Source organism: Gluconobacter morbifer G707, from assembly GCF_000234355.1.
Lineage (GTDB): Bacteria > Pseudomonadota > Alphaproteobacteria > Acetobacterales > Acetobacteraceae > Gluconobacter > Gluconobacter morbifer.
The window spans coordinates 107,019-132,751 of record NZ_AGQV01000006.1; the positions used below are offsets into that span (position 1 = coordinate 107,019).

The 25,733-nt window shown below is 60.8% G+C and carries 25 protein-coding genes and 1 tRNA gene; 13 read left to right on the top strand and 13 right to left on the bottom strand.

The window, feature by feature from the left end; all coding sequences use genetic code 11:
• Positions 1-50: 50 nt before the first annotated feature.
• On the bottom strand, positions 51-1,433 hold the full coding sequence (glnA, locus tag GMO_RS09365; RefSeq protein ID WP_008852143.1) for a type I glutamate--ammonia ligase: 1,383 nt from the start codon (positions 1,431-1,433) through the stop codon (positions 51-53).
• A gap of 496 nt (positions 1,434-1,929) precedes the next feature.
• Here glnA and GMO_RS09370 point away from each other — a divergent pair, with 496 nt between their 5' ends.
• The 3 genes from GMO_RS09370 (at position 1,930) to GMO_RS09380 (ending at position 4,908) form a co-directional block, all read left to right on the top strand.
• Positions 1,930-3,111 carry an aminotransferase gene (locus tag GMO_RS09370; RefSeq protein ID WP_040509027.1) on the top strand — a complete coding sequence of 394 codons (1,182 nt, stop codon included), beginning with the start codon at positions 1,930-1,932 and terminating at the stop codon, positions 3,109-3,111.
• Between the two features lie 65 nt (positions 3,112-3,176).
• Positions 3,177-4,640: a metalloprotease TldD gene (gene tldD, locus GMO_RS09375; RefSeq protein WP_040509031.1), complete on the top strand. Its 1,464-nt coding sequence runs from the start codon at positions 3,177-3,179 to the stop codon at positions 4,638-4,640.
• Between the two features lie 55 nt (positions 4,641-4,695).
• Positions 4,696-4,908: a hypothetical protein gene (locus GMO_RS09380; protein ID WP_040508947.1), complete on the top strand. Its 213-nt coding sequence runs from the start codon at positions 4,696-4,698 to the stop codon at positions 4,906-4,908.
• Positions 4,909-4,918: 10 nt separating this feature from the next.
• Here GMO_RS09380 and GMO_RS09385 read toward each other — a convergent pair whose 3' ends face one another.
• A complete protein-coding gene (locus GMO_RS09385) occupies positions 4,919-5,254 on the bottom strand; it encodes a YggT family protein (RefSeq protein ID WP_245528471.1) in 336 nt (111 codons plus the stop codon).
• Between the two features lie 119 nt (positions 5,255-5,373).
• On the opposite strand from GMO_RS09385, the gene GMO_RS09390 reads away from it, so the two are divergent.
• A tRNA-Ala gene (locus GMO_RS09390) sits at positions 5,374-5,449 on the top strand.
• A 716-nt stretch (positions 5,450-6,165) separates the two neighbouring features.
• Here GMO_RS09390 and GMO_RS09395 read toward each other — a convergent pair.
• Positions 6,166-7,230, bottom strand: coding sequence for a DUF3047 domain-containing protein (locus tag GMO_RS09395; RefSeq protein WP_008852148.1), 1,065 nt, complete (start codon positions 7,228-7,230; stop codon positions 6,166-6,168).
• 266 nt (positions 7,231-7,496) lie between these two features.
• Here GMO_RS09395 and GMO_RS14870 point away from each other — a divergent pair, with 266 nt between their 5' ends.
• Positions 7,497-7,628 (top strand): hypothetical protein, encoded by a 132-nt coding sequence (locus GMO_RS14870; protein ID WP_008852149.1) that lies wholly within the window; start codon positions 7,497-7,499, stop codon positions 7,626-7,628.
• 24 nt (positions 7,629-7,652) lie between these two features.
• On the opposite strand, the gene GMO_RS09400 is transcribed toward GMO_RS14870, so the two are convergent.
• The 8 genes from GMO_RS09400 to GMO_RS09435 form a co-directional block, all read right to left on the bottom strand.
• Positions 7,653-9,305: an ArnT family glycosyltransferase gene (locus GMO_RS09400; protein WP_008852150.1), complete on the bottom strand. Its 1,653-nt coding sequence runs from the start codon at positions 9,303-9,305 to the stop codon at positions 7,653-7,655.
• Between the two features lie 76 nt (positions 9,306-9,381).
• Complete coding sequence (locus tag GMO_RS09405) at positions 9,382-10,152, bottom strand: glycosyltransferase family 2 protein (protein WP_008852151.1); 771 nt, start codon at positions 10,150-10,152, stop codon at positions 9,382-9,384.
• A 3-nt stretch (positions 10,153-10,155) separates the two neighbouring features.
• Complete coding sequence (locus tag GMO_RS09410; protein WP_008852152.1) at positions 10,156-10,656, bottom strand: F0F1 ATP synthase subunit B family protein; 501 nt, start codon at positions 10,654-10,656, stop codon at positions 10,156-10,158.
• 11 nt (positions 10,657-10,667) lie between these two features.
• Positions 10,668-11,231, bottom strand: a complete 564-nt coding sequence (locus GMO_RS09415) for a F0F1 ATP synthase subunit B family protein (RefSeq protein ID WP_008852153.1) — start codon at positions 11,229-11,231, stop codon at positions 10,668-10,670.
• An 8-nt stretch (positions 11,232-11,239) separates the two neighbouring features.
• Positions 11,240-11,497 (bottom strand): ATP synthase subunit C family protein, encoded by a 258-nt coding sequence (locus tag GMO_RS09420; RefSeq protein ID WP_008852154.1) that lies wholly within the window; start codon positions 11,495-11,497, stop codon positions 11,240-11,242.
• A gap of 47 nt (positions 11,498-11,544) precedes the next feature.
• Positions 11,545-12,294, bottom strand: coding sequence for a F0F1 ATP synthase subunit A (locus GMO_RS09425; RefSeq protein WP_008852155.1), 750 nt, complete (start codon positions 12,292-12,294; stop codon positions 11,545-11,547).
• A complete protein-coding gene (locus tag GMO_RS09430) occupies positions 12,272-12,637 on the bottom strand; it encodes an AtpZ/AtpI family protein (RefSeq protein ID WP_008852156.1) in 366 nt (121 codons plus the stop codon). Before GMO_RS09430 ends, GMO_RS09425 begins: the two co-directional genes overlap by 23 nt.
• Positions 12,638-12,782: 145 nt before the next feature.
• Positions 12,783-14,294 (bottom strand): TSCPD domain-containing protein, encoded by a 1,512-nt coding sequence (locus tag GMO_RS09435; protein ID WP_008852158.1) that lies wholly within the window; start codon positions 14,292-14,294, stop codon positions 12,783-12,785.
• A 206-nt stretch (positions 14,295-14,500) separates the two neighbouring features.
• Here GMO_RS09435 and mlaD point away from each other — a divergent pair, with 206 nt between their 5' ends.
• Genes mlaD through GMO_RS09465 form a run of 6 tightly spaced genes read left to right on the top strand, consistent with a single transcriptional unit; the run spans position 14,501 to position 18,530 of the window.
• The gene (gene mlaD / locus GMO_RS09440; protein ID WP_040508952.1) at positions 14,501-15,019 is read left to right on the top strand and encodes an outer membrane lipid asymmetry maintenance protein MlaD; all 519 of its coding nucleotides are present in this window, start codon (positions 14,501-14,503) and stop codon (positions 15,017-15,019) included.
• Positions 15,016-15,240 (top strand): hypothetical protein, encoded by a 225-nt coding sequence (locus tag GMO_RS09445; RefSeq protein ID WP_008852160.1) that lies wholly within the window; start codon positions 15,016-15,018, stop codon positions 15,238-15,240. Before mlaD ends, GMO_RS09445 begins: the two co-directional genes overlap by 4 nt.
• Positions 15,237-15,920, top strand: coding sequence for a DUF2155 domain-containing protein (locus GMO_RS09450; protein ID WP_008852161.1), 684 nt, complete (start codon positions 15,237-15,239; stop codon positions 15,918-15,920). Before GMO_RS09445 ends, GMO_RS09450 begins: the two co-directional genes overlap by 4 nt.
• Positions 15,921-15,970: 50 nt before the next feature.
• Positions 15,971-16,693, top strand: coding sequence for a trehalose-phosphatase (gene otsB, locus GMO_RS09455; RefSeq protein WP_008852162.1), 723 nt, complete (start codon positions 15,971-15,973; stop codon positions 16,691-16,693).
• Complete coding sequence (locus tag GMO_RS09460; RefSeq protein ID WP_008852163.1) at positions 16,681-18,018, top strand: alpha,alpha-trehalose-phosphate synthase (UDP-forming); 1,338 nt, start codon at positions 16,681-16,683, stop codon at positions 18,016-18,018. The genes otsB and GMO_RS09460 overlap by 13 nt, the downstream gene beginning before the upstream one ends.
• Complete coding sequence (locus tag GMO_RS09465) at positions 18,015-18,530, top strand: disulfide bond formation protein B (RefSeq protein ID WP_008852164.1); 516 nt, start codon at positions 18,015-18,017, stop codon at positions 18,528-18,530. Before GMO_RS09460 ends, GMO_RS09465 begins: the two co-directional genes overlap by 4 nt.
• A gap of 4 nt (positions 18,531-18,534) precedes the next feature.
• Here the strand turns inward: GMO_RS09465 and GMO_RS13945 are convergent, their stop codons facing one another.
• A complete protein-coding gene (locus tag GMO_RS13945; protein ID WP_008852165.1) occupies positions 18,535-18,708 on the bottom strand; it encodes a DUF1328 domain-containing protein in 174 nt (57 codons plus the stop codon).
• Between the two features lie 160 nt (positions 18,709-18,868).
• Here GMO_RS13945 and GMO_RS09475 point away from each other — a divergent pair, with 160 nt between their 5' ends.
• Complete coding sequence (locus GMO_RS09475; RefSeq protein ID WP_008852166.1) at positions 18,869-20,902, top strand: NAD(+) synthase; 2,034 nt, start codon at positions 18,869-18,871, stop codon at positions 20,900-20,902.
• A gap of 94 nt (positions 20,903-20,996) precedes the next feature.
• A complete protein-coding gene (locus GMO_RS09480) occupies positions 20,997-22,388 on the top strand; it encodes an NAD-dependent succinate-semialdehyde dehydrogenase (RefSeq protein WP_008852167.1) in 1,392 nt (463 codons plus the stop codon).
• Between the two features lie 98 nt (positions 22,389-22,486).
• Here the strand turns inward: GMO_RS09480 and GMO_RS09485 are convergent, their stop codons facing one another.
• The gene (locus GMO_RS09485; protein WP_008852168.1) at positions 22,487-25,603 is read right to left on the bottom strand and encodes a glycosyltransferase; all 3,117 of its coding nucleotides are present in this window, start codon (positions 25,601-25,603) and stop codon (positions 22,487-22,489) included.
• Positions 25,604-25,733 lie beyond the last annotated feature (130 nt).

Below are 25,733 nucleotides of genomic sequence, written 5' to 3' on the forward strand. Positions count from 1 at the left end.
GCCCGGCGCGATGGCCGGGCTTTTCCGCTCGAACTGACTGACCGTCCGGATCAGACGGAGTAGTACATTTCGAACTCTGCCGGGTGGGGCGTGTGTTCGAATTTGTAGACTTCCGGCCACTTGATGTCGATGTAGCTTTCGATCTGGTCCTTGGTGAAGACGCCGCCTTCGAGCAGGAAGGCGTGATCTTCCTTGAGGGCTTCGAGGGCTTCACGGAGCGAGCCGCAGACCGTCGGGATCTGGGCCAGCTCTTCCTTCGGCAGCTCGTACAGATCCTTGTCCATGGCGTCGCCCGGGTGGATCTTGTTGCGGATGCCGTCCAGACCGGCCATCAGCATGGCGGCGAAGGCGAGGTAGGGGTTTGCCGTCGGGTCCGGGAAGCGGACTTCGACGCGCTTGGCCTTCGGGCTGGTCGCATACGGGATACGGCAGGATGCCGAACGGTTCGCTGCGGAGTATGCCAGAAGCACCGGAGCTTCAAAGCCCGGGATCAGGCGCTTGTAGGAGTTGGTGGACGGGTTCGTGAAGGCGTTCAGGGCCTTCGCGTGCTTGATGATGCCGCCGATGTAGTACAGGGCTTCATCGGACAGGTCAGCATACTTGTCACCTGCGAAATTCGGCTTGCCGTCTTTCCAGATGGACTGGTGGACGTGCATGCCCGAGCCGTTGTCGCCCGAGATCGGCTTCGGCATGAATGTTGCCGTCTTGCCGTAGGAATGGGCGACGTTGTGCACGCAGTACTTGTAGATCTGCATGAAGTCGGCGGATTTCACCAGCGTTGCGAACTTCGTGCCGAGTTCGTGCTGGGACTGGGCGACTTCGTGATGGTGCTTCTCGATCGGCAGGCCCATTTCGCCCATCGTGGAGAGCATTTCGGCGCGCAGGTCGTTCTCGCTGTCCACGGGTGGGACGGGGAAGTATCCACCCTTGACGACGGGGCGGTGGCCCATGTTGCCTTCCGGGTAGGCTTTCAGGGAAGCGCCGGGGCCTTCGATACTGTCGAGCTGGTACATGCCGAAGTTCGGGCCTGTACCGAACTGCACGTTGTCGAAGATGAAGAACTCGGCTTCCGGACCGAAGAATGCCGTGTCACCGAAGCCGGCTTCCTTCAGGTAGGCTTCTGCCAGCTTCGCGGTGGAGCGGGGGTCGCGGTTGTAGAAGCCGCCCGTCTTCGGGTCCACGATGTCGCAGAACAGGATCAGCTGCGGCTTGGCGGAGAACGGGTCCATGACGGCCGTTTCCGGGTCCGGCAGCAGGATCATGTCGGATTCGTTGATGGCTTTCCAGCCCTGGATGGAGGAGCCATCGAACATGAAGCCTTCGGTGAAGGTGTCATCCTCGATCGTGGAGACGGTCTGGGTCGTGTGGTGCCACTTGCCCTTCGGATCGGTGAAGCGCAGATCGACGAATTCTGCCGCGTGCTCCTGGATCATCTCGAAAACGCGGGCCACGGCCGCGGGGTTTGGTGCCGGTGGTTTGCCGGTGGCGGCTACGGGCTTTGCAGCGGAGCTGCGCGCCGAAGCGGCCTTCGGTTTCGCAGAAGTGGAGGTAGGGGCTTTCTTTGCCATCAGTCTGTCGCCTTGCATCGTGTGAACGGCCGCAAAACGATTAGGCGACAATTTGCCATCTGTCGAGTATTGCGACGGAGATCATTTTCTTTCCGGAAAGAGGGTAAACGGCAGCCGAAAATGTCTTTTCTGTCGTGAAATATCGCGGGTTCATTGCTCATTCCCGAAAGCAGGGTCTGCGGGTGGGGCGGGAAACCGGTATCGGGGGCGGGAAAAGGCCTGTGGCGCGTGTCTGGTGCCGGGGGATGAAGCCCGGGCTGTCATCGTGGAACATGGGGCGGGGCGTGCTCTTTTTCTTTTCAGAAGGCATATTGGCTGCAATGGTAATTTTCCTGTTTCCGGAAAAACAAAGCCCGACATCATGAAAACGCCAAACAGTTACCTCTCCAGTCTTCCAACGACGATTTTCACGATCATGTCCCAGTTGGCGGCCAGACATGACGCCATCAATCTGGGGCAGGGATTTCCCGATACGGAAGGGCCTGCGGATATTATCGAGGTCGCGGCCGCGGCGCTGAAGGATCATCGCAACCAGTATGCGCCCCTGACCGGCTTGCCGGAGTTGCGGGAGGCCGTGGCGGCATCGAACAGACGGTTTTATGGCCTGGAGATTGATCCGGGGACGGAAGTGGTGGTGACGTCCGGTGCGACGGAAGCGCTGGCGGCGTGTCTTATGGCGGTGGTGGAGCCGGGGGATGAGGTGGTTCTGATCGAGCCGCTTTATGACACCTATCTGCCGGCCCTGAAGCTGCTCGGGGCGACTGCGCGCTGCGTGCGCCTTCAGCCGCCGCACTGGTCATTGCCGGAAGAGGAACTGCGGGCGGCGTTTGGTCCGAAGACCAAGGCGCTTCTTCTCAATTCGCCTATGAACCCGGCGGGCAAGGTCTTCAGTCGTGCGGAACTGGAGCTGATTGCCGGGCTTCTGCGTGAGCATGATGTCTATGCGGTCTGTGACGAGGTTTATGAGCATCTGACGTTCCACGTGAAACATATTCCCCTGATGACGCTGCCCGGCATGCGGGAGCGGTGCATGAGGATCGGGAGTGCGGGCAAGAGCTTCTCCCTGACGGGGTGGAAAGTTGGATATGTCACGGCGCCTGCGCCGCTGGCGTCTCTGGTGGCGAAAGCGCATCAGATCCTGGTGTTTGCCACGGCGCCCAATCTTCAGCGGGCCGTGGCGTACGGGCTGAACAAGGATGATGCCTATTATGTCGCTCTCTCCGGGGCGATGGAACGGCAGCGGGATCTTCTGAGGGACGGGCTTCATCGGCTGGGTTTTGCGACATTGCCTGCGGATGGCAGTTATTTCGTGGTTGCTGATATTTCACGGCATGCGCAGGGGCGGACGGATGTGGAATTTGCGCGCTGGCTGGTGGAGCATGCCGGTGTTGCGACTATTCCTGTCTCGGCTTTTTATGACCCGGAGGGGCCGGAGCCGCCGCGGAGTCTGATCCGGTTTGCGTTCTGCAAGCAGCCGGCTCTGTTGCAGGAAGCCCTGAACCGGCTGGAAAAGGCGTTGTCGAAGGAGAGCGCCCCCTCGTAATGGCGGGGAAATGCGTTACCTACAGGGAACTGATTTCAATGCCCTTCCGTCTGGAGAGACCATCCATGTCTGTTGCTGAAAATGCGTTGGGGGCTCTGGCTACAACCGATGCCCTGTTCTTTGAACGTCCTGAAACGTGGCTGACCCGGGATGATGCCGAAGCGCTGGTGGCGCGGGGGCTGGAAGGTGTCGATGACGGGGAGCTTTTTCTCGAATACCGTGAGAATGAGGGCATAGCGCTTGATGACGGGACGATCCGTTCTGCCAGTTTCAGCACCTCGTCCGGGTTCGGGTTGCGGGCTGTTCTGGGAACGGAAACCGCTTTCGCCCATGCCGATGAGATCAGCCAGGATGCGCTGGCCCGTGCCGTCACCACGGTCGGGGCGGTTCGTCAGGGGCGGAGCGCTACGATGGCGCCGGGCCCGCGCCCGACGAACCAGCGTCTCTATGGGGATTCCCGCCCTCTGGAAAAGACGGATTTTGCGGCCCGTGCGGCTGTTCTGACGGAAATCGACACCTATGCCCGGGGCCTCGATACGCGTGTGGTGCAGGTCAGTGCCAGTGTAAGTTCGGAATGGCAGGCGGTTCAGATCATGCGTCGGGCGGATGCCGGAGGACGGATGGCGGATCTTCGCCCGCTTGTGCGGCTGAACGTGTCGGTGATTGTTGAAAAGGATGGCCGGCGGGAGAGCGGAAGCTGCGGACAGGGCGGGCGGTTTGCGCTTGACCGGCTTCTGACGCCCGAGACCTGGCGTGGGGCTGTGGATGAGGCCCTGCGTCAGGCGCTCGTCAATCTGGAGGCGGGGCCTGCGCCGGCTGGTGAAATGGATGTGGTTCTGGGACCGGGGTGGCCTGGCATTCTGCTGCATGAAGCCGTGGGGCATGGGCTGGAAGGGGACTTCAACCGGAAGGGGACATCCTCCTTCAGTGGAATGGTGGGCAAGCGCGTTGCCGCGCCGGGTGTGACGGTTATTGATGACGGGACGCTTCCCGAGCGGCGGGGTTCGCTGAGTATTGATGATGAAGGGACGCCGACCGGACGGACCGTTCTGATCGAAGACGGTATTCTGACCGGCTATCTGCAGGACCGGCTCAATGCCCGGCTGATGGGGGTTGCGCCGACGGGGAATGGTCGTCGGGAGTCGTATGCCCATGCGCCCATGCCGCGTATGACCAATACCGTGATGCTGGAAGGCGATGCCACGACGGAAGAGATGATCCGCTCCACGAAGCGGGGGCTTTATGCGGTCAATTTCGGTGGCGGGCAGGTTGATATCACGTCCGGCAAGTTCGTTTTTTCCGCATCGGAGGCTTATCTGATCGAAGACGGGAAAGTCACGCGTCCGGTAAAGGGGGCCACGCTGATTGGGAACGGGGCCGATGCCATGAACCAGATTTCCATGATCGGGTCTGATGTTGCTCTTGATCCAGGCATCGGGACCTGTGGAAAGGCCGGGCAGGGTGTTCCCGTCGGTGTTGGTCAGCCCACGCTGAAGCTGGCGGGTCTGACGGTAGGCGGGACGGGCTGAAGTCTGTTGTCCGGCCCTGTCAGAGGAAACACCTGTCTTACTGGAGGAGCGCGACATGGGGCATAATTATGCCAGACCCTTGACCCCTGAGGTTCGGTTTGAACGGCTCATGGGGCGTTTGCCCGCTGACTGGGCTATCCGCATCGAGCGTGAAGCCGGACAGAACTGGCGCGTCTGGATGCAGCCGCCGGGGCGGGAAGGGCAATGGAGCGCCGGGCATGATGTTCTGATCGACGCGATGGAAGACGTCTGGCGGGCGGTTCGTTAGCGCCGGGGCGTCAGAAATTGCCGCCGTTGTGAACGATCAGTGTGATGAAGATCCGGTTGACGACCGGATAGACCACGAACTGGATCAGCAGCAGCAGGATCATGGGGGAGAAGTCCACGCCGCCTGTATTGGGCAGGATGTTGCGGATCGGGCTCATGACCGGTTCGACAATGCGGGCCAGTGTGTTGAAAATGGAATAGAAAAACCGGTTCCGGATGTCGATGACGCCGAAGCCGAGGAGCATGGACAGGATACAGTAGGCCAGAAGCGCCCAGACAAAGGCCTGGATCAACATAAGGATGATGGAGTGCAGGGCGACCATTCTCGAAACCTCGCTGGATGTCACGAACGACCCATCTCTGCCGGGCCTACATGCTTGTATCCTGCCTGCATTGTGAAGGACAACTCCTGCGGCGAGATGCCTTGACAGGGCAGGCAAAAGGGTTGAACTATCAGGCTCACTATGGGGCTGTAGCTCAGATGGGAGAGCGCCTCGTTCGCAATGAGGAGGTCAGGGGTTCGATTCCCCTCAGCTCCACCATGGTGTCTGTTTTTTCTTGAAATTGCTGATTCGTGATCCGGGTTGAAAACTGTATTTCATGCTGAAATCCGGAGCGGAGTGCTCTGACTGTTTCGGTTGGTTTTCCGTCGTATTGTCTTGAGAATTGCCGAGTGGCGCAGGTTTTAAAGTAGATCCCTCTGGCGGTTATCTGTGCTGTGCAGAGCTGGAAAGGGTGTTTTTCCCCGGGGTCAGGCTGGAATCCAATGCGAGGCGAGGCACGCGAGTGGTTTGTGTTCTGAAAAAATGATTGATGTGCGGGTAGTTGTCTTCCTGCTGGCAGGCGTGTCTGCTTTGACAGGGTGTTCGCGGCCGGCCGGTCCGCCAGTTGCGAATTCACATGATGCTCTTCTGCGGCCGGTGGTTCCTGACCGGAGTGCGGACAATCCGGATGATGGAACGGTTTCGGACAGGAAAGTTCACGGATCGATAACCGTCGGTAGCGGCTTTGGTTCGGGTCGGAATTATGGGGAGGGGCTTCCTGGTGCTTCTTTGCCTGGACAGGGTCTGACAGGTTCTGAAAGGGCCGGCATGGGGCCAGGAACAGGTAGCGATAGTATAAACGGCGCTATGGATGGTTTCTGACAGGCTTAGAGACCGACATGGAAGGTCTTCGTAGAGAGAGTGACGTCTCAGGTTGAGTATTGGGAACCAGCCTGAGACGTCATGCTGTCTTCAGAAGACACCGGTGTCTGTTGTCAGTCAGAGCAGATCAGTGAAGAACCGGGCTGAACGGGAGGTGTTGTTCCGTTTTCTTTTTCAATCTGGATGTTACGGAACCTGGCGCGTCCTTCAATGCGCTGGAAGAACGAGCTGGCGATCAGCCAGATGCTGACGATGCGTTCCGGGTTGGGGCCGGGAATGGCGCGGTTGTAATCGAACAGCAGACGACGCTTTTCGTCGTGCCATGTTCCGAGGTCGTTGGTTCCGGAGCGGACGACCCAGTGCGTTTCCCGCTGGCACCACCATGGGAGGGGGCAGTTGAAATGATGTCCGGCCGGGAGGTCCTTGCTCCACATGTATGTCAGATCGCGGCCATTATCGAATTCGAATGCGATGCTGATGTAATCATGCGTGACGGACAGATCTTCCGGAAGGTTGGAGGGAAGCTGCTCCACCATCCATGACCATGAGACGAGTGTTTCCCGGTCGAGAGGGACGTCAACCGCGGTCTTGATGATGCAGCAGTCTCCCTCGGAGGTGCAGACATCAATATCGTTGCTGGAGCCGGAGAAGATGTTCGTGGCTCCGAAAGAAGACATGTACTCCCAGTGTTCGGGTAGGGAGGGTTTTGTGACCTCTTTCTCGCTGGCGCAGACGTTGACGCCAATTCCGCCGGGGTGATGCCTGCGGGGATCAGGCATGAAGTTGCCTGTCTTGTCTGTCCATCTCGGGGTCAGCTGGGCGAGGACTTCGACCGGGCCGGACGCCCAGGCCTCGAACACGGTCTCGGTGTCAAAGACGACCTTGCGGACAGGCGCCTTGTCTCCGATCCTGACCCACAGTCCCGATTTGGGCTGCAGGAAAAGGCTGAGGGCCTTGTTGATCAGAAGGGCGCCCGAGGCGCGGACAGCGAAGCGTTTTCCTTCCTCGGCGGTGTAGCCGGTTTTCGTCCAGGAAATCTCGTTACCGTTCAGAACGACATCTGACGGGCCGATGGGAGAGATTTCCTTGAGATTGTGCGAGCGGTTGCGGAGTTGCTGTCCGATAAAGCGCGCGTAAGTGATCCCCTTGTTCCAGTTGGATCGCTCGACGTCCTCCATGATTATCCTTTCCGGTGTTCCTGTATTGATTTGCGGACATTATGCCGGGACGGGACAATTTTCATGACATCTTTTGAAACAAAATATCGTGAGGTTTATCTGTCTTTCGCTCAGACCGTTCTGTTATGAATGACGGAGACATCGTTTCGATTTTGTTCTTGAGAAGCGAAGTCTAAAAAGACGTCATTTTCAGAATTTTGTTGGAAACACTCTTTTTTCTTTTTCGATACTTTCGGTAACTTTCTCGGAACTCAGGGAATATGCAAATGACGCTGAAGGAAGACTGGAAAAATACGCAGCATCTTGCCCAGTCTCTTGGGCAGGTCGTCCGTGCCATGACACTGTCAGCCTGGATGAAAGTCCGGGAATCCGGGAAGAGCGCACACGACGGGAAATAGTCGTTCCCGCAGGAAGGGGGCCTGTCAGCGCGGGGCGAAAAGCCCAAGATCAAGCTTGTGCCCATTGGAATAGTTCAGGCCCTTGATCCGTCCGTATTCCACTGTTTCGAGGTCATTGGCTTTCAGGGCCTGCATGAACGTGGGTTCGTCTTTGCGATCCACGAGTGCCAGACTGCAACGGGGGTGGTCGTGCAGATAACGGGCGGCTTCGACGGGGCCGATCAGCTGTGTCTGCTGACCAACCAGGAAGACCAGACTGGGCTCTGAATAGGATGTCGAGACCAAGACACTGTTTTCGCAGGGACGGACTTCATCAAAAAGAGCGGCAATGCGCGGGGCCAAGCGGATGGTGTGCAGGTCAGGGATGACAGCCAGGAAAAGGCCGGCCTGTGACAGGACGGCGGCCCCCATGGCACAGAATGCGGCCTGCTGGCGGTAGCGGCGCAGGAGGAGAATGATGGCGGCCAGCATGAGGGGAAGTGACCCTCCGAACGCCATCAGTTCCCGTACCGAAAGCAGATGCTCCATCCTGTACAGCAGGACGGTCCCGGCCACGCAGAATGCCAGCCCGATTACACTCCACAGGACGCCGTAAAATCCGATCAGGCCTTTGACCCAGGGCCGGGTGGCCACGGCAGGCCATGCCATGAGACCGGCGGCGGCTAGGATCGCGATGGGGGGATAGGTTGGCAGGACGTAATGGGGGAGTTTGGTCGCGATCAGTTCAAAAACCAGCCAGTGCGGAATGATCCAGCACAGGAGGAAGCGGACCTGGGGTAATTTGCGCTTGGCCCAGATTGCCGGGATGGCCATGACGGCAAACAGGGAGCCCGGCCAGAAGGCCAGACCGAAGACAAGCAGGTGAAAGCCGGGCGGAAGGCCGTGTGCTTCCTGACCGTGAGCAACCTTGCCGAGAAAATTGCGTCCCACGGCCCGGGCGAAGAAGTCACCTCCGCTGATGACATCAATGGCGACACACCACGGGACGACGACGGCCAGCATTACGAGCCAGCCCCATGAGGGGCGCAGGCGGCTCCACCAGGTGCGGTCACGTGTGGTGAGCCAGAGGGCGAGCGGGGTTCCGAAACCGGGAATGAGGGTGACCGGTCCCTTGAGCATGAGGCCGACCCCAAGGGCCAGCCAGTACCCCAGGGCGACGGGCAGCGGGGTTGGATGTCCTTTCTGTTCGTCCGTATAGGCGCGCAGAAGCATGGCCTCGATGCAGAGGATATCCAGCAGGAGAACGGTGTCGATCGTGGCCATATGGCTTTCGGCCACGAACAGTGTGGAGACCATCAGCAGGCCGGCGGCCATCAGTCCGGTTGCACCGTTGAAAAGCAGTGCGCCCATCCATGCCGTCAGGGGAATGATGAGGGCGGCGGCCAGCAGGCTCGGGATGCGGTAGGGCCAGGTCTTGCGCAGGACGCCCGGGCCCAGAAGTTTTTCCATGGTGGCCGTGGAGGCGGCTTCCAGCCAGTATATGCCTGCCGGCTGAAGATACCGGGGTTTGTCCTGAAAACGCACATCGATGAAATTGCCGGAGGTCAGCATCTGTTCGGATGCTTCCATGTACCGGGGTTCGTCGCGATCCAGCGGAGGAAGGGACATGCGTCCGGGGAGGGCCAGAATGAACGTTACAAGCCCGAGCAGGACATAATGCCGGAGGGTCAGTTTCATGAAAGGCGCTCCGTTCCGGTCCGTCAGAACATGCTGGCCCGGGAATGGCCTGATGACCAGCCCGGCCGGATGTGGATCAGTGTTCGATCAGACGATCGGGAAGATGTGTCCGGTTCTGAAGCCACATCACACCGAGCAGATCGCGGATGCCCACGAGAGCCCGATTGAAATTGGTATATTTGGAGACCCCGTACAGGCGGGCGCGATGCTGCACCTCGATGCAGATGAGGGGCGCGCCATAATGACCTAGCAGCGCGGGAAGAAAGCGGTGGACGCCTTCGAATTGCGGAATGCGGAGGAAAAGCGCCCGGGAAAACAGTTTCAGGGGTGCGCCCGTATCGGGGCAGCCGTCATTGAGCAGGCGGCGGCGCAGGCCGTTGGCCAGGCGTGTTGCAACACGGCGGGAGAGGCGGTCATTCCGCTTGCGCCGGACGCCGACGACGAGCGGGGGCGCGCCGTTGGATGTCCGGGCCCGCTCCAGCATCTCGACGATGGCCTGCGGGTCATCCTGTCCGTCACCATCAATGGTGGCGATCCATGAGCCTTTTGCAGCGGTAACGCCTGTGCGCAGGGCGGCGGATTTACCCAGCCGTGTGGGGTGGCTGATGATGCGGAGGGTGGGGATCAGGGTCCGGCGTGCTTCCAGCAGCTGCTGGACGGTTGTGTCGGTGCTGCCATCGTCGATGGCGAGGACTTCTGTTCCCGGAGAAAGGCGTGAGAGGGTTTCAGCCAGTTCCCGGCAGACGGGAAGGATGTTTTCCCCTTCATTGAGAACCGCCATGACGATGGACAGGGACGTGTTTTCTTCTCCGTCCTGTCCATGTTCGCGCAGGGAGGCAGATGCCATGGATCAGGCCGCTGAACGGCGCAGGGCGTCCGGCAGGCTTGCGATGCTCTTTTCCACCAGGCTGGAGGCGACTTCCGGCTTTTCGGACAGCTGGCTGGCAACGACTTCACGCGTGGCGGACACGGCGATCTGCAGGGCGCATTCCTGAATTTCACGGATGGCGGCGCGCTGGGCCGCATCAATGCGGTCACGGGCCATCTTTTCATAACGGGCGGCCGCTTCTTCCGATTCCCTGCGGGCGCGTTCGGCTAGGGCGGCGGCCTCGGCTTCGGAATTGGCGATCATGGCCTGCGTCTCCGCCAGCGTCTTTTCACGCTCGCGGGTGGCGTCTTCCAGCATCTGCTCGGCTTCCCGGCGTAGACGGGCGGCCTCGTCCAGATCGCGACGCACGTCATCGGCGCGGGCATCCAGGTAGCCTGTCAGGGCCGGCCAGATCTTCCGCCCGAAAATGACGAAAAATAGGATGAAGGCGAGAGCAGTCCAGAAACGGGGCTCGTGGAACATCGTCGTCTCCTTCAGGCGCTGGCGCGTTCGACGGCGCTGGCGACAGTCTGTTCATCCTGCTGCGTCCCGAGCAGACGCGTCACCAGAGCCTGTGCGGTGCCGGTGGCGATCTGGGGCACGCTGGACAGGGCCTGTTCGCGGGACTGCGCGATCTGGTTCTCGGCGCTGGCGATCTCGGATTCGAGGCGCTTGGCCGTTGCTGCTGCGTGGGCTTCCGCGTTTGTCCGGGCTTCGTTCTGAATACGCTCGATGTTGGCGCGGGCCTGTGCGGCGGCTTCATGACGGGCCCGGACCAGATCGGCCGTGGCCTTGTCGGCTTCGGCTTTTGCGCGGCGGGCAATATCGAGGTCATTCTGGATGCGGGTCCGGCGATCGGACAGCACCCGTTCGATCCGCGGCAGGGCGGAGCGGCTGACAACCAGGTAGAAGCCGGCAAAGATGACGGCTCCCCAGACGACCTGTCCGATCAGCAGCGGATCGTGGACGTTCAGCTGTGGCATGCCCGCAGCCAGCGCTTGGACCGGCACGGCCGCCAGCGGAGCGGCGAACAGGAAAAGGCGTGGCGTGCGGTGCATGTCCGGCCTCAGGCGAACAGGATCAGGAAGGCGATCAGCAGGGCGAACAGGGCCACGGCTTCCGTCAGGGCGAAGCCAAGGATGCCGATTCCGAAGACATGCGGACGGGAGGCCGGGTTGCGGGCGACGGAGCTGACGAGCGTGGAGAAGATGTTGCCGAGGCCCATGCCGACGCCGGCGAGAGCGAACATGGCGATACCGGCGCCGAGGTCGCGGGCGGCCTGGGCGATACCGATGCTGAATTCGTGAGCGGCTTGAACGTCCATTTGGTCAGTTTCCTTTAGGATCTATACAGGGAGTGGCGGGGTCGTGCTCAGTGAGCAACAGCCTCGCGCAGGTAGATGCAGGTGAGGATGGCGAACACATAGGCCTGAAGCGCACCCACCAGCAGCTCGAGAGCCGTCAGCGCAATATTGATCGCGATCGGAGCGACGGCCAGGATGTGGCCGAACGCGCCCAGACCGGCGAGCATGATCGTGAAAGCGGCAAACACTTCCAGCAGCACGTGACCCGCCACCATGTTGGCGAACAGACGGATCGACAGGCTGACCGGACGGGAAAGGAAAGAGATGAGTTCGATCGGCACGAGCAGCGGGGCAAGCCAGATCGGCGTGCCGGCCGGGAAGAAGTGCCGGAAGAAGCCAAGTCCCTGAAAGCGCAGGGAGGCGAGGATCGAGATCACGAAGACCAGCGCCGCCAGAGCGAAGGTTACGGCGATGTGGCTGGTATAGGTAAAGGAGAAGGGCAGAAGGCCGAGGTAGTTGCCGGCGAGGATGAAGAAGAACAGCGTGAAGACGAAGGGGAAGAAGACGGCGCCTTCTTCACCCATCGTGCCGACGGCGAGATCCCTGACGAAATCATATCCGATTTCGGCGGCGGCCTGGAGGCGGCCCGGAACCACGGCGGCAGGGCGCATCCCGATATACAGGAATGCCAGCACCAGGACGACGGCGATGATCATGAACAGGGGTGACTGCGAGAACCGCAGGGCCTCGCCCACGGACCCGAAGACCGGATGGAGCTCGAACTGTCCGAGCGCGTCAATCGTCGATCCGGCTGCCACGCTGGCTTCTCCCATCATCTGTGGGGCCTGACACCATGCCCGCCCCATTCAAAACCCGCCAGACATTCATCATGCCGGCACAACATCCAAGCAGGGCGAAGACCGTCAGGAACAGGGCCTTGTATCCCAGCCAGTAGCCCAGAGCGTAACCAATCGCCACGCCAACGGCCAGACCGGCAACAAGGTCCGTCCCCACCCGGATCGCGAGGCCGAAGGATGACATCGTTGTGCCATCGTCATCGGCGTCTGCGGAGGAGTCCTCCGAATGGGGATTCAGTCTCCGGCTTGCGCGTTTCAGGCGCGCATCGAAGTTTTCGTCACCATCGGAAGGGGCGTGTCCCACGCGATCTGATCCCTTGCCCTGTGCGCATCCTCTTCTCCGGTCATCATGAGCCGGATTCCGTGTCAGCGCAGGCGCTTGCTACCGGCGTGTCCCCGGGCTGTCAATGTATTCCCGCCACGGGACCGCCGGAGCATGCATTTTCTTCCTAACTTACCAGTCTCAGGCGGCGTCCGCGAGGGGGTTCTCCGGAAGACTGGTCGAAGGGAAGCATCGGGGCCGGATCGTCAGCATCCGGTTCAATCCGGGGAGCATCCGGCATGTGTTCGCCGAGATAGGCATCCGACAGGGTTCGGAAGGCGTAATCCAGCATGGAGCTGGCATAGGCTGCCTTCGGATCGCCCTCGACGGTTCCGGCGGGGCCGAAGCGCGTGTAGGCGAATCGTTCTACGAATGCTTCCAGTGGTGCCCCGAACTGGAGACCGATGCTGACAGCCTGTCCCAGGCATTCCATGAGCCCACGGGCCATGGGGCTTTCACGGGTCGGGACGAGGCTGAGTTCACCCAGCGTTCCGTCTTCGAATTCGCTGGTGCGCATGAAGAGGCTGTGACCTCCGACGGCGGTCCGCTGGGTAAAGCCTGTCTGACGCATCGGCAGGGGGCGTCGGACGCCGCGTTCCAGCCGGGCCAGCATGTTCGCCATTTCCGGTTCCGGAACTTCGGGCAGGAAATCGACCAGTCCCTCCAGAGCCCTGTGCATGAGCATGTGGGCTTCGGGACGGGGCGGGGAAAGGGGAAATTCCCCGGAGAGGGCCATGGCCAGCGCGGATTCGGGCGTCAGGCCGCGATGGGCCAGTCTTGCGGTTGTCGAGGCGCGCAGATGGCCGTCTTCCCGCAGGGGGGAAAAGACCGGAGCGAGGCCGCAGGCTTCCACGCCAAGCAGGGCATCGGAAGGGCCGGGGGAAGAGAAGCCCGTTTCAAGCGGGCAGAGTTTCTGTCCGTCCAGCGCCGTGAGGGCTGAAAGGGTCAGGTCGCGCATATCCGGGAGGGGGGAGGCCGGAATGGCGGGAATGGGGAGATCGGTCCCGGCGCGGGCGATGGCGGTGGCAGTGGCCGCCAGTGCCCGGGCAGCGTTGCGGCCGTCGTTGCTGTCGTAGTCCAGGCCCATGGCCGCTAGGCAGGCATCAAGATCTGTCAGCAGGAGTATTCCGGCGGGTTCATGGGCCGGATCGGGCGGCAGATCGAACAGGGGAAGTTCGCCCGTGCGTTCGATGCGGGTGGCGGCGTGAAGGCGGCGCAGGGAATCACAGGCCAGCTTCAGGCATGCGATGTAATGCTCCGGCGCGAAACCGTCTTCCTGAACGAAGCTGGACAGGCGGATGACAAAGCCCGGCGTTCCGTCCGGCTGGCGCTGCCAGAGGGCGGCGTTCGGCGCGAGCTGGCGCATCAGGAGCAGGCAGGAGAGGCTGCGGCCCGGCGACGGCATGCCGGATGGTGAGCCGGGCAGGGGCGGGCAGGTATCGATGGTGTCGATCCAGCGTGCTGCTTCCGAGGACAGGCGGACGGGGCCGACGCCGGGGGTCAGCTGTGCCAGAGCCTGCGCGGCGTCATCTTCCCATGCAGCGGGAAGGGTGACGGCACGGAGGGTGCTGTCGTCAGGATCGGTCGTGACCCGAAGCGTTCTCATCCGAACGCCGGTCCAGTGGAGGCGGGCTGTCATGAAGACGAATCTACGCCTCGGCTCGGGGGTGCCGGAAGCCGGAAAAAGCACTCCGGAAAGGCGTTAATGGGCGGAAACATGGGGATATGGGGGATAACATCTGAATTCCATCCGGGACGGGGCCGGTTTCTTCATGATGGAGGGGTTGGACGTGGGCGGCGGAGTCGGGTAGTGCAGATGGGAATGAGTTTTTCGAAGGTGTCGTCATGACCGCAGCTACGGCCCGCCACGACCGGGTGGACCTGATGGCCGGATTCATCGTGCTGGCCTGTCTGGGCGGCCTGCTCGTGGCTGCCATGGTGGGCCATCAGCAAAGCAGTGATGACGGCTATCCCGTGCATGCGTCGTTCAGCCAGATTGACGGGCTGGGGATCGGGTCTGATGTGCGTCTTGCGGGCATTACCGTCGGGCATGTGCTGTCGGAAACGGTGGATCCCAAGACATTTCAGGCGCAGGTCACCTTCACTCTTGCACCTGATGTGAAGCTGCCGACCGATTCTGCTGCGATCGTGACCTCGGACAGTCTCCTAGGGGGCAAGTATATCGCGCTGTCTCCTGGCGGGGCGGACACTCTGCTCAAGCCCGGCGGCCTGATGACGGAAACGCAGGGGGCCATCAGTCTGGAGCAGCTTCTGAGCAAGTTCATTTTCTCTGTGACGGATTCCCTCCAGAAAAGCCGGAAGGCTTCGGGACCTTCCTCCGGGGGGCTGTCGGATCAGCCGTGACGGAGAAGGATTTTCCATGGGTTGATCGGCAGGGAGAGGCCGTGTCCTGTACGGAGAAGCTGCGTGTCCTGCGGGAAAACGATGCGGAACTGCGTCAGGCCCTTCAGGACGCATTTGAAGACGGAATCCTCATGGGAGTGACGCCGGACGCCATGCGCCGCACATTCGAAGCCATGCTGGCCGACCTGAAAGACCCGACGCATCCGGGACAGAGGGCATGATGCGGCGGAACATCCTTTCTTCTGCGGTCCTGCTGGCGTTTTCGATGGCCGGGTCAGCGTTGGGAGCGACGCCGGTGGCGCCGCCTGCCATGTATCCTGCCACGATATGGCAGGGGCGGACGACGGCCGTGATCCGCGTTCTGGACCGGCTGGATTCCCATCTTGAGACCCTGACGGTCCCGGTGGGCGGTTCGGCGTCCTATCACAGTCTGAATGTTGCGGTGGAGCGGTGTGTCAGTCGGCCCGAGACCCTGCCGGCGGATTCGGCTGCGCTTCTGCATCTGAAGGATGCGACGGATGAGACGCGTCCACCTTTTGACGGGTGGATGCTGGCCCAGGAACCAGCCGTCGCGACCTATGGCAGTCCGCTTTATGATGTCCGCGTCATTTCCTGTGGGGGAGAGACGGTGGCTCCGCAGGCTGGTCCCCTGCCAGTCACAAAGGCGCCACAACTGACTGATACGTCTGTCCCGGAGGAAGAGGGCGGCGATGATCGGCCTGATCAGGCTTCACCGGATGGTGGGGCGGTCCCTCTGGCGCCGGACAGTCATACGCCGATTCCGCTTGCTCCTCCCGTTGGGGGCGCCCCTTCGCTAGCGCCCGCTGCTCCTGCAACGCCGTCCGCTCCCCGTAACGGCCAGCCCCTGCCGCCTCCCGAAGCCGATCCGGGCCTCGAGTAGGCAGAAGGGGGAGCGGCCATCATCCAGAGACCGGAAGAGATGTCAGCCGCATGATTCATGTCCCTTTTCCTCCTTCAAAAGCAGCACTTCTGCTGGATTTCGACGGTACGCTCGTCGATATTGCGCCCACTCCTGACACCGTGAAGGTTTCCGAAGGTCTCGTACCTGACCTGTTGCGTCTGAAAGACATGCTCGGAGGTGCCCTGGCGATTGTGACGGGGCGTCCCATTGCCCAGATCGATCATTTTCTGCCGGGTGTACCTCATGCTGTTGCCGGTGAGCATGGTGTGATGGTTCGTGCCGCGCCGGGTGCGGACATTCAGGGGCGTGCCCTGCCCGATGTGCCGGAAGACTGGCGCCGGGCTGCAATGGACATCGAGGCGTGTTTCCCCGGGGCACATGTTGAACATAAAAAAGCCGGAATGGTGCTTCATTATAGGAAAGCACCTGAAGCGGAGCCTGATTTCCGTGCGCTGACGGCCAGCTGGCCGGTCGAGCGGAGCGGCTTTCATCTTCAGGATGCTCTGATGGCCATCGAGCTGCGCCCGCTGGGTGTGGACAAGGGCACGGCACTCCGTGAACTGATGGTCGAATCTCCTTTTCGTGGGCGTCTGCCACTCTTTGTGGGAGATGACGTTACGGACAGGGACGGAGTGAGGGCCGCGCAGCAGATGGGTGGTGCGGGCTGGCTCATTCCGGACGATTTTCCGGATGCGAAAACATTCCGGGAATGGTTGCATGGACTGGCGGAGGGTCGTGGATGGGGCGTCTGATTATTGTTTCCAACCGTACGCCTGCACCTGGGGAGCGCACACAGCCGGCTGGCGGTCTGACCGTTGGGCTGTATGACGCGATCCAGAAGCGGGAGAGCCTGTGGTTCGGGTGGTCCGGACAGCAGGCTGAGGATGCGGGGGAACGACCTGTAGAGGAGGACCGGCTTGATAACGTGACCTATGTCACGTTTGACCTGACGCCTTCACAGTATGACCGGTTCTATCTGAACTTTTCCAACGGGGTTCTCTGGCCGCTCTGCCATTATCGCACCAATCTCATCCGCTACACGCGTGAAGACTGCGATGTCTATTACGAGACCAACGAGGTCTTTGCAGACAGGCTGCTTCCGCTGCTGCAGGATGACGATGTTGTCTGGATCCATGATTACCACCTGTTTCCGCTGGCCCGGATGCTGCGTGAGCGCGGGGTCAGGAACAGGATCGGGTTCTTCCTGCACATTCCGTTCCCGCCATGGAGCGTTGCCCGGCTTCTGCCGCAGCTGAAACGTCTGCTGGAGGGGGTTGCCGGATGTGACCGCATTGGTGTGCAGACACCGGAAGACGCCGCCAACCTGAAAGGGTGTTTCGAGGTCTACGGCATTGACGAGGAGGTGGAGGCGGTTCCGATCGGGATCGATCCGGTCAGTTTCCGTCAGCAGGCGATCGAAAGTGCGGCGTCCGATGAGGTCAGCCGGATTGTTGATACGCTGGAAGGCACGCGCATGATCGTGGGGGTGGACCGTTTGGATTATTCCAAGGGTCTGCCGGAGCGGATGCGCGGGTTTGAGATGCTTCTCAAGAACTATCCGGAGCATCGCGGGCAGGTCACGTTCATCCAGATCACGCCTGTTTCGCGTTCGGGGGTCGAGAGCTACCGGATCCTGAAGGAGGAGTTGGACGGTCTGGTCGGGACGATCAATGGCGCCTATGGCACGCCGGACTGGGTGCCGATCCGCTATACGACCTGGCCGATTGCGCGGCAGATCCTCGCGGGGCTCTATCGTGTGGCGGATGTCGGGTTCGTCACGCCGCTGCGGGATGGCATGAATCTGGTCGCCAAGGAGTTCATTGCGGCACAGGACGAGGATGATCCAGGTGTGCTGGTTCTGAGCCGTTTTGCCGGGGCTGCTCCGGAGATGCCGGAGGCGCTTCTGGTCAATCCCTTGGACGCGGAAGGGATGGCTGATGCACTTCATGCGGCTCTGACCATGGACGCGAAGGCCCGTCATGATGCATGGTCCGCCATCTATGGCGAAGTGAGCCGCAATACGGCGGGGAGCTGGGCCAAGCAGTTTCTCGAAAGTCTGGAGACCGTCCGAGCATGATCCTGAGCAGAACGACACAGCCCGCCCAGACACGATTACTGGGGGGGCTGTTCGTTCTGTCCGGGATTATTGCGCTGGGGATGGTCTGGTACGCCGAGCACCGGTTGCAGCTTGCGCCCTGCGAGCTGTGTCTATGGGAGCGGCGGCCGTGGCGCGTTCTGATCGGGGCTGGCGCCCTGACGCTGATCCTGCCAAAGCGGTTTGCGAAATATGGGGTGTTCGTCGGGCTGCTGTGCCTGATGACCAGTATCGGGCTGGCGGTTCTACATTCCGGTGTGGAGCATGGGTGGTGGCCCAGCCCGGCGCCTGAATGTCGCGCTCCGGTTTTTCATGGCGGGAGTTTCAAGGACTGGATGGCCAGTATGCCGGCCCGTCCGAACAAGCCCTGCGATGCACCGGATTATCTTTTTGGGCTGCCCATCTCCATGACGGAGACGGGCGGGCTTTATGCAATCATCGTGTTTGTGCTGGCCGCGTTCGGGAGCGTGCGGATGCTGCGCTCCCGGCGCTAGGCGGTCAGAGGCGCGTCCGGCCGCGACCGAAGATGAGGCTGACGATCAGCAGGACTAGGAAGACGAAGAAAAGGATCTTGCCGATATAGGCAAAATCACCTGCAATTCCGCCGAAGCCCAGAACTGCGGCACATAGGGCGAGAATGAGGAAGACAACCGTCCAGCGAAGCAGATCCATGGGTATTTCCCCTGTCGTTATGGTATCCTTCGAAGGAAGGAACCGGAATGAATAGTTCTGAACGGGGCTCGCCTTCACAGGTTCACTTCTGCAACAGTCTTTTCATGAAAATTCGCAGCTGCCTTAACGGGCAGGCCCACTCGTTCCGGGGAGGCACTCCATGACCCGCTTCCATTCCCTCTATCATCAGGAATTCGCCCGGATCGCGGCCTGTACGCTGCCGGTAACGCTGGCGGTGCCCGAGGAAAATGGACGCAGGATACGGGCCATTCTGGAGGACTGTGACCGGCAGGGTGTGGCGGTGGCGGTGTTTCCCGAGCTTGGGCTGACCGGGTACACGCTGGATGATCTGCGCTTTCAGGACGTGGTGCTTTCGGGGGCGGAAGAGGCGTTGCGGGATCTGGCGCGGGACACGCAGTCTCTCATGACCGTGGCTGTTGTGGGTGTTCCGCTGCGGCGGGGGGACCTGCTGTATAACTGTGCGGCGGTGCTGCATCGGGGGCGGGTTCTCGGGATCGTGCCCAAATCCTGGCTTCCCCGGTATCGGGAGTTCTATGAGCCGCGGCAGTTTACCGCCGGGCTGGGGACGACAGGAACGGTGTGCTTCCAGGGCGAGGAGGTTCCGTTCGGCACCGATCTTCTGTTCAGGGCGGAGGATGTTCCCGGGCTGACCCTGGGGGTGGAGATCTGCGAGGATCTCTGGGTTGCCGCGCCGCCCAGCAGCGGTCTGGCGCAGGCGGGGGCGACGGTCGTTCTCAATCCCTCGGCTTCACCGGTGACGATCGGACGGACGGATGACCGCTCCCTTCTGTGCCGCGCGCAGTCCATGCGGACCCTGACGGCCTATGCCTATGCCGCGGCGGGGGAAGGGGAATCCACGACCGATCTGGCTTGGGACGGGCAGGTTTCCATTCACGAGGCCGGTCGGCTTCTGGCGCAATCCGATCGCTTTCCGCAGGGAGAGCGACTGGTTACGGCGGATGTGGATCTGGCGCTGCTGCGGCAGGAGCGGATGCGGACGGGGCAGTTCGGACTGGATGCGCTGTCCTGCCGGACGGTCGGATTTGTGCTGGCCCCGCCGGAAGGGGATCTGGGGCTGCGCCGTGATGTGCCGCGCTTTCCGTTCGTACCGTCTGACCCGGCCACGCTGGCGCGGGACTGTTATGAGGGGTGGACCATTCAGGTCAGTGCGCTTCGCCGCCGTCTGGAGGCCAGTGGGGCGCAGCGGGCCGTGATCGGGGTTTCGGGCGGGCTGGACAGTACGCTGGCCCTGCTGGTGGCGGTCCGGGCGGCGGATGAGCTCGGGTGGCCGCGGTCGCATGTGCTGGCTTACACAATGCCGGGTTTTGCGACGGGGACGGAAAGCCGGAGCCTTGCGCATCTTCTGATGGAGGCACTGGGCGTTCAGGCCAACGAGCTGGATATCCGCCCGACGGCCCGGACCATGCTGGCGGGGATCGGGCATCCTTTTGCGGAGGGACAGCCGGTTCATGACATCACGTTTGAAAACGTGCAGGCCGGGCTGCGGACGGATTTCCTGTTCCGTCTGGCCAATTTCCATAATGGGATCGTGATCGGGACGGGGGATCTGTCCGAGCTGGCGCTGGGCTGGTGTACGTATGGCGTGGGGGACCAGATGTCCCATTACAACGTCAATGCCGGGATGCCGAAGACCCTGATCCAGCATGTCATCCGCTGGCTGGCGAAAGAGGGTGGGCTGGGAGAACGGACTGCCGGTGTTCTGGAACGGATTGTCAGTGCCGAAATTTCACCGGAACTCGTGCCGGATACGGGACAGGGCATCCAGAGCACAGAGCAGACGATCGGGCCTTATGCCCTTCAGGATTTCACGCTGTTTTATGTGCTGCGATACGGGTTCCGTCCGTCCCGGGTGGCTTTTCTGGCGGAAAAGGCCTGGAGCGATGCGGACAAGGGAACGTGGCCGGCCCATTATCCAGCGGACAAGCGGGCTGCGTATGGGCTGGGAGAAATCCGTCACTGGCTGGGGGTGTTCGTGAAGCGGTTTTTTGCTACGAGCCAGTTCAAGCGCTCAGCTGCCCCGAACGGACCGAAAATCGTTGCGGGGGGAGCGCTGTCTCCGCGTGGGGACTGGAGAGCACCTTCGGATGGAAATGCCCGTTTGTGGATGAAGGATCTGGCGGAAAACGTCCCGGAGACGAACACGGGTTTGTAAACTTTTTCGGATTTGGGCGGTTGGATCTTTCGCATCGGGCTTTCCATACCAATATGCGAATTACCCTTTTCAACAGGCAGGGACTCACATCGTCATGGCATATGCAACGACAAACCCTTACACGAACGAACTGGTCAAGAGCTTTCCCGAAGCGACGGATCAGGAAGTCCAGACGGCTTTGACCGAAGGCTATGAGGCGTTCAAGAACTGGCGGAACGCGTCTTTTGCGGACCGTGCAAAGGTTATGACGGCAGCCGGCGCCATCCTGCGCCGCGATATTGAAAAACACGCCAAGCTGATGACGCTTGAAATGGGCAAGACCTTTGCGGAAGCGAAGGCCGAGGTCATTCTGTCGGCGGAAATTCTTGAATATTACGCCAAGAACGCAGAAAGCCTGCTCAAGCCGGAGAAGCTGCCTGTTGCGGATCCGAAGGAAGGCGAGGCCGTCCTGATCCATCAGCCGCAGGGCATCGTGTTCGCCATCGAACCTTGGAACTTCCCGTACTACCAGATCGCCCGTATCGTCGCGCCGCAGCTTTCGGCTGGTAACACGGTTATTCTCAAGCATGCTTCCAACGTTCCGCAGTGTGCTGCGGCGTTTGATGCGCTGATGCAGGAAGCCGGTCTGCCGAAGGGTGGTTTCCGCAACCTGTATGCCGCCCGTCATCATACGGAAGTCATTCTGAATGACCCGCGCGTCTGTGGTGTGGCCCTGACGGGGTCCGAGAAGGCGGGTGCGATCGTGGCCAGCACGGCGGCCCAGGCACTGAAGAAGTCCACCATGGAACTGGGTGGTTCGGATGCGCTGATCGTTCTGGAAGATGCGGATCTCGAGAAGACCGCGAAGTGGGCGGCTTATGGCCGTCACTGGAACGCTGGTCAGGTGTGCGTGAATGCCAAGCGCATGGTTGTTGTGGACGCCGTCTATGACAAGTTCCTGGAGCTGTACAAGGCTGAGGTTGCCAAGCTGATTCCGGGCGATCCGATGGACCCGAAGACCACGCTGGCACCGCTTTCCTCGCAGAAGGCTGCGGATGATCTGATGGCGCAGGTTGAAGACGCCAAGAATGAGGGTGCTGTCGTCGAAGCGATCGGTCCGGAAGTGCCGAAGCAGGGTGCCTTCTTCCGTCCGCTGCTGATGACGAACCTGCATGAGAAGAACAAGGCCCGTCTGTGGGAGTTCTTTGGTCCTGTGACGCAGCTTTATCGTGCGAAGGACGAGCAGGATGCGATCCGCATTGCCAATGACTCGCCGTTCGGTCTGGGTGGTTCGGTCTTCACGAAGGATACGAAGCGCGGTGTGAAGGTTGCCGAGCAGATCTACACGGGCATGGTCTATATCAACCATCCGACGATGGTGAAGGCTGATCTGCCGTTCGGTGGCGTGGCCCGTTCGGGTTATGGCCGCGAACTGATCGGTCTGGGCATCAAGGAATTCGTCAATCACAAGCTGATTGACGTGGTCGATATCGACGCTCCGTTCTGATCGGGCGTCTGTCTTTCAGGGGCCGGTGACAGACCGGTCTCCTGACTGAAGATCTGGAAAAACCGTCACCGGCCTTTGCTGGTGACGGTTTTTTTGTTTCAGAGGCGCTGGCGGGCGCTTTCGGCTGTCAGGCGGATCCAGGGATGCCGTTGCTGTACGAAGTCCACGACGCGGGCTTTCTGGGTGGCTTTTTCCGTGGAGGTGTTGGTCATGGAGCTGTCATGCTGGCGGTAATCAGCCAGAATGTCGGGGACCAGATGGCCTGGCAGGCCCATTTCCGCGAAGGTGCACCACAGATCGAAATCTTCCCAGCCCATTGCTTCACGTGAAACATAGTAGCCGCCAGCTGCTGCCCAGGCCCATTTTGCGATCATGGCCATGGCGTCCACCCTGTTGCCGGACACGAGGGCCAGGGGGTGGAACGGAAGATCGCCCAGAAGTGCCGTTGCTCCGGGAGGAGAGGGCAGGTCCGTGTCCGAACGGGCTGGAATCGGGCCTTTTTCACCGAAACATTCAATGACCGGGTAGGCGTAGGCGGTGCCGAAGGTCATGGCTTTCAGCAGGGTGTCACATGCCGCGGGGCGCAGGGTGTTGTCAGCATCCAGTTGCAGGATGAAGGGTGTTTCTGCGGCGTCCATGCCGATATTGCGGGCACCTCCCAGTCCGGCATTGTGCAGGGATCGTCGCAGGATCAGCCGGTTGAAGCGGTCGCGCTTCCGTTCCATCCAGGCCAGGACCAGGTCTGTTGAGTCATCGGTCGATCCGTCATCAACAACAATCAGGTCAAGCAGGAGGAGGGTCTGGGACGCGACGGAATCGAGGGCGTCCAGGATATGGGCTGCATAGTTATAGGATGTGATCACGACGCTGACGTCCGCTTCGGCCAGGGCGTCATGATGGAAAAGGGTTTCGCTGTCCGGGATGACAGGGACTTCGGGGCGGCCGAGGCGCTGGCGGGCGAGGAGGGTTTCGACCGATGCTGCGGCGTCTTCGTCATTGCGCAGGGATGTGAGGGCCAGTTTCATGCGGCGGCTTTGTGCTTGGGGGCTGAATGGCCACAGGACATCATGATAGGCGTCCCGTGCCATGCGCAGGCGTTGCCCGGGATTGTCGATCAGGGTCAGGAGGGCGGCTTTCCAGTCGTCTTCAGTGTCTGCAAGCAAGCCCGTTTCACCGTTGCGCACGATACGGCGGAACGGGGCGGTGGGAGACACGATGGTTGCGGAGCCTGCGAGGGCGGGTTCGAAAAACTTGATCTCGCTCTTGGCTTCACAGAAGACGTTCCCCGTTTCCAGGGGGGCGATGGAAATATCGAAGCGGGCGAATTCTGCGGGGAGTTGCGAAAGCGGGACCATATCCCGCCATTCGATCTGGGATTCAACGGCCCGGAGAGCCGGGAATTCCTCCATCAGAAGGACCGGACGGTGGTTGTCCTTCTCCCGGAAGAGGACAAGACGGGCCTGTGGACGCTGGGCGAGGACTTCGGCCAGGGCGGAACAGGCGCGTGCGAAATCGCGCTGATGGGTGCGGGAGCCGGTGGCGTATCCGATCCTGACAGGATCCGTGGCGGGAGCGGGGCGACCAGGCTCCCCGCGCATACGGAGGGCCAGCCGTGCCTGATGGAGAGAGGCCTCGTCATAGACATTGGGCAGGAGATGCACGACCGGTTTGAGTTCATGCATCGCGTGGGCCAGTTCCTCGGTGGAGGCTGAACCCTGATCGCATCGCAGAAGGGTGCGGCGCATGTCGGTAAAGCAGCGCTCGATGCGTTCTTCCGTGGCGCCGATCGAACGGATGCCGTCGATCAGGTCGATGCGGGCGTAATGGGGGACGAAGACGATGTCATCGGCGTCAAAGATGGTGAGGACATCGTTTTCCCTGGCTAGATCCAGAATGGTGCCCACATGGCCGCTATACTCGACCCGCCAGAACACCATGACATCCGCCCACTGGATATCTTCGTAACCGACGGTCGCGCAGGGCTGGATGCGTGCATTGAAACCGGCATGCCGCGCGGCGTCCGCATTGCGGTCGCAGCGATAGGCGACGCCAGGCGTATCGGGTTCGCCGGCGATGAAGAGAATGTTCTGGATGGTGCTTTGTATCTGCGGGGCGGGCGGTTCCGAAATCAGGGTCATGTCTTCGGCCTCAACGGACTGAGGCAGTTGGACGGGTGGTAAATCCGGAAGTGTGGGAATGGACAGGGTGGGTGGCAGTGTCGGGATGTGGGGGACGAAAGGCTTTCTGAGCGCACGCAGGATCCGCCGCCAGAGTGGTGCGGGATGGGAAAGAAAGTCCCGCAGGGCGTCCAGTCCGGCGTTGCTGTCTGTTAGCCGGGTGTTCTGGTCCTGGACGGCCTGTTCTGTCTGACGGGCGTTGTGCTGGATTGCGGACTGCCAGTATTGGAACTGTTCGAGCCTGAGGCGGGACTCTGTCTGCTCAAGTAAAAGCGTCTGTATTTTCTGTTCCAGGTCTTCACTGAGCGACTGGTAGTGACTGGCGCGGATCTGAAGGTCTTGTGTTTCCTGTTCCGCCAGGAGTTTTTCGGTCGTCTGGATACGGGTCTGTATGCGCAGGTCACAGGAGGCGTGGTGACTTCGGGATAAAAGGTTCTGTGTCATGGAAAGCTGTTTTTCCAGGCTTTCGCGTGTCTGGTCCTGTTGCAACTGGGTTCTCAGGAGACGATGAAGCGACTGGCGTAATTCGAGGGTGTCCGGTGTGTGTGTGTCCAGAAGCTGCAGGAAGTCTGAGGCGCCAGCGGCGAGGAGTGTCAGGTCATCTCCGAGTGAAAGACCTTGTGCTGGTTCCTGTCCGGTAGACTTATACAGCAGGATGGGTGTTTTCGGGGAAGCTGGGCGGTCTTGCGGGGAGCCCGTAATGCCCAGAATGGTTTCCGGCGGATAAGGTGCAGGAGCCGGAATCTGAAGGACGGTCAGTTCAGCGGGGTAGGTTTTTTCCTGAAGAAACAGGGACAGGGTGCGGATGGCTGTTGTGGAAAAGCCACTATTTTCACGGATAGAGACAAGGCCTGGTGTGCCTGTTTCCCGGGCCAGCTGTTTCCCTAACCATGCAATCACCCGGATGTGATGTCTGTCTGTGGCTGAAAGGGCGCATTCTTCCGGAAAAGAAAAGGGCTCCGTCAGGAGCAGGATCAGTTCGGCGAGAAGGGTGTTGGTTCCGGCGAGAGGGGAAACGGGTGAGGCTGTCTCGGGCACAGGGAATACTCGTGATAGGAACGGTGACGTCATAGGTAGTGCATTAAAATTTGTTGGCAAATCCGAAAAGAAATTCCACTGCCCAGGAAAATTGTTGAGAATTTATTAAGTTCTTCATTCCATTAAATAT

Excerpts from the sequence above, each read along its gene's own strand:
- glnA (WP_008852143.1), bottom strand. The coding sequence starts at position 1,433 with ATGATCCAGGAGCACGCGGCAGAATTCGTCGATCTGCGCTTCACCGAT.
- GMO_RS09370 (WP_040509027.1), top strand. The coding sequence starts at position 1,930 with ATGAAAACGCCAAACAGTTACCTCTCCAGTCTTCCAACGACGATTTTC.
- tldD (WP_040509031.1), top strand. The coding sequence starts at position 3,177 with ATGTCTGTTGCTGAAAATGCGTTGGGGGCTCTGGCTACAACCGATGCC.
- GMO_RS09380 (WP_040508947.1), top strand. The coding sequence starts at position 4,696 with ATGGGGCATAATTATGCCAGACCCTTGACCCCTGAGGTTCGGTTTGAA.
- GMO_RS09395 (WP_008852148.1), bottom strand. The coding sequence starts at position 7,230 with ATGGAGGACGTCGAGCGATCCAACTGGAACAAGGGGATCACTTACGCG.
- GMO_RS14870 (WP_008852149.1), top strand. The coding sequence starts at position 7,497 with ATGACGCTGAAGGAAGACTGGAAAAATACGCAGCATCTTGCCCAGTCT.
- GMO_RS09400 (WP_008852150.1), bottom strand. The coding sequence starts at position 9,305 with ATGAAACTGACCCTCCGGCATTATGTCCTGCTCGGGCTTGTAACGTTC.
- GMO_RS09405 (WP_008852151.1), bottom strand. The coding sequence starts at position 10,152 with ATGGCATCTGCCTCCCTGCGCGAACATGGACAGGACGGAGAAGAAAAC.
- GMO_RS09410 (WP_008852152.1), bottom strand. The coding sequence starts at position 10,656 with ATGTTCCACGAGCCCCGTTTCTGGACTGCTCTCGCCTTCATCCTATTT.
- GMO_RS09415 (WP_008852153.1), bottom strand. The coding sequence starts at position 11,231 with ATGCACCGCACGCCACGCCTTTTCCTGTTCGCCGCTCCGCTGGCGGCC.
- GMO_RS09420 (WP_008852154.1), bottom strand. The coding sequence starts at position 11,497 with ATGGACGTTCAAGCCGCTCACGAATTCAGCATCGGTATCGCCCAGGCC.
- GMO_RS09435 (WP_008852158.1), bottom strand. The coding sequence starts at position 14,294 with ATGACAGCCCGCCTCCACTGGACCGGCGTTCGGATGAGAACGCTTCGG.
- mlaD (WP_040508952.1), top strand. The coding sequence starts at position 14,501 with ATGACCGCAGCTACGGCCCGCCACGACCGGGTGGACCTGATGGCCGGA.
- GMO_RS09450 (WP_008852161.1), top strand. The coding sequence starts at position 15,237 with ATGATGCGGCGGAACATCCTTTCTTCTGCGGTCCTGCTGGCGTTTTCG.
- otsB (WP_008852162.1), top strand. The coding sequence starts at position 15,971 with ATGATTCATGTCCCTTTTCCTCCTTCAAAAGCAGCACTTCTGCTGGAT.
- GMO_RS09460 (WP_008852163.1), top strand. The coding sequence starts at position 16,681 with ATGGGGCGTCTGATTATTGTTTCCAACCGTACGCCTGCACCTGGGGAG.
- GMO_RS09465 (WP_008852164.1), top strand. The coding sequence starts at position 18,015 with ATGATCCTGAGCAGAACGACACAGCCCGCCCAGACACGATTACTGGGG.
- GMO_RS13945 (WP_008852165.1), bottom strand. The coding sequence starts at position 18,708 with ATGGATCTGCTTCGCTGGACGGTTGTCTTCCTCATTCTCGCCCTATGT.
- GMO_RS09475 (WP_008852166.1), top strand. The coding sequence starts at position 18,869 with ATGACCCGCTTCCATTCCCTCTATCATCAGGAATTCGCCCGGATCGCG.
- GMO_RS09480 (WP_008852167.1), top strand. The coding sequence starts at position 20,997 with ATGGCATATGCAACGACAAACCCTTACACGAACGAACTGGTCAAGAGC.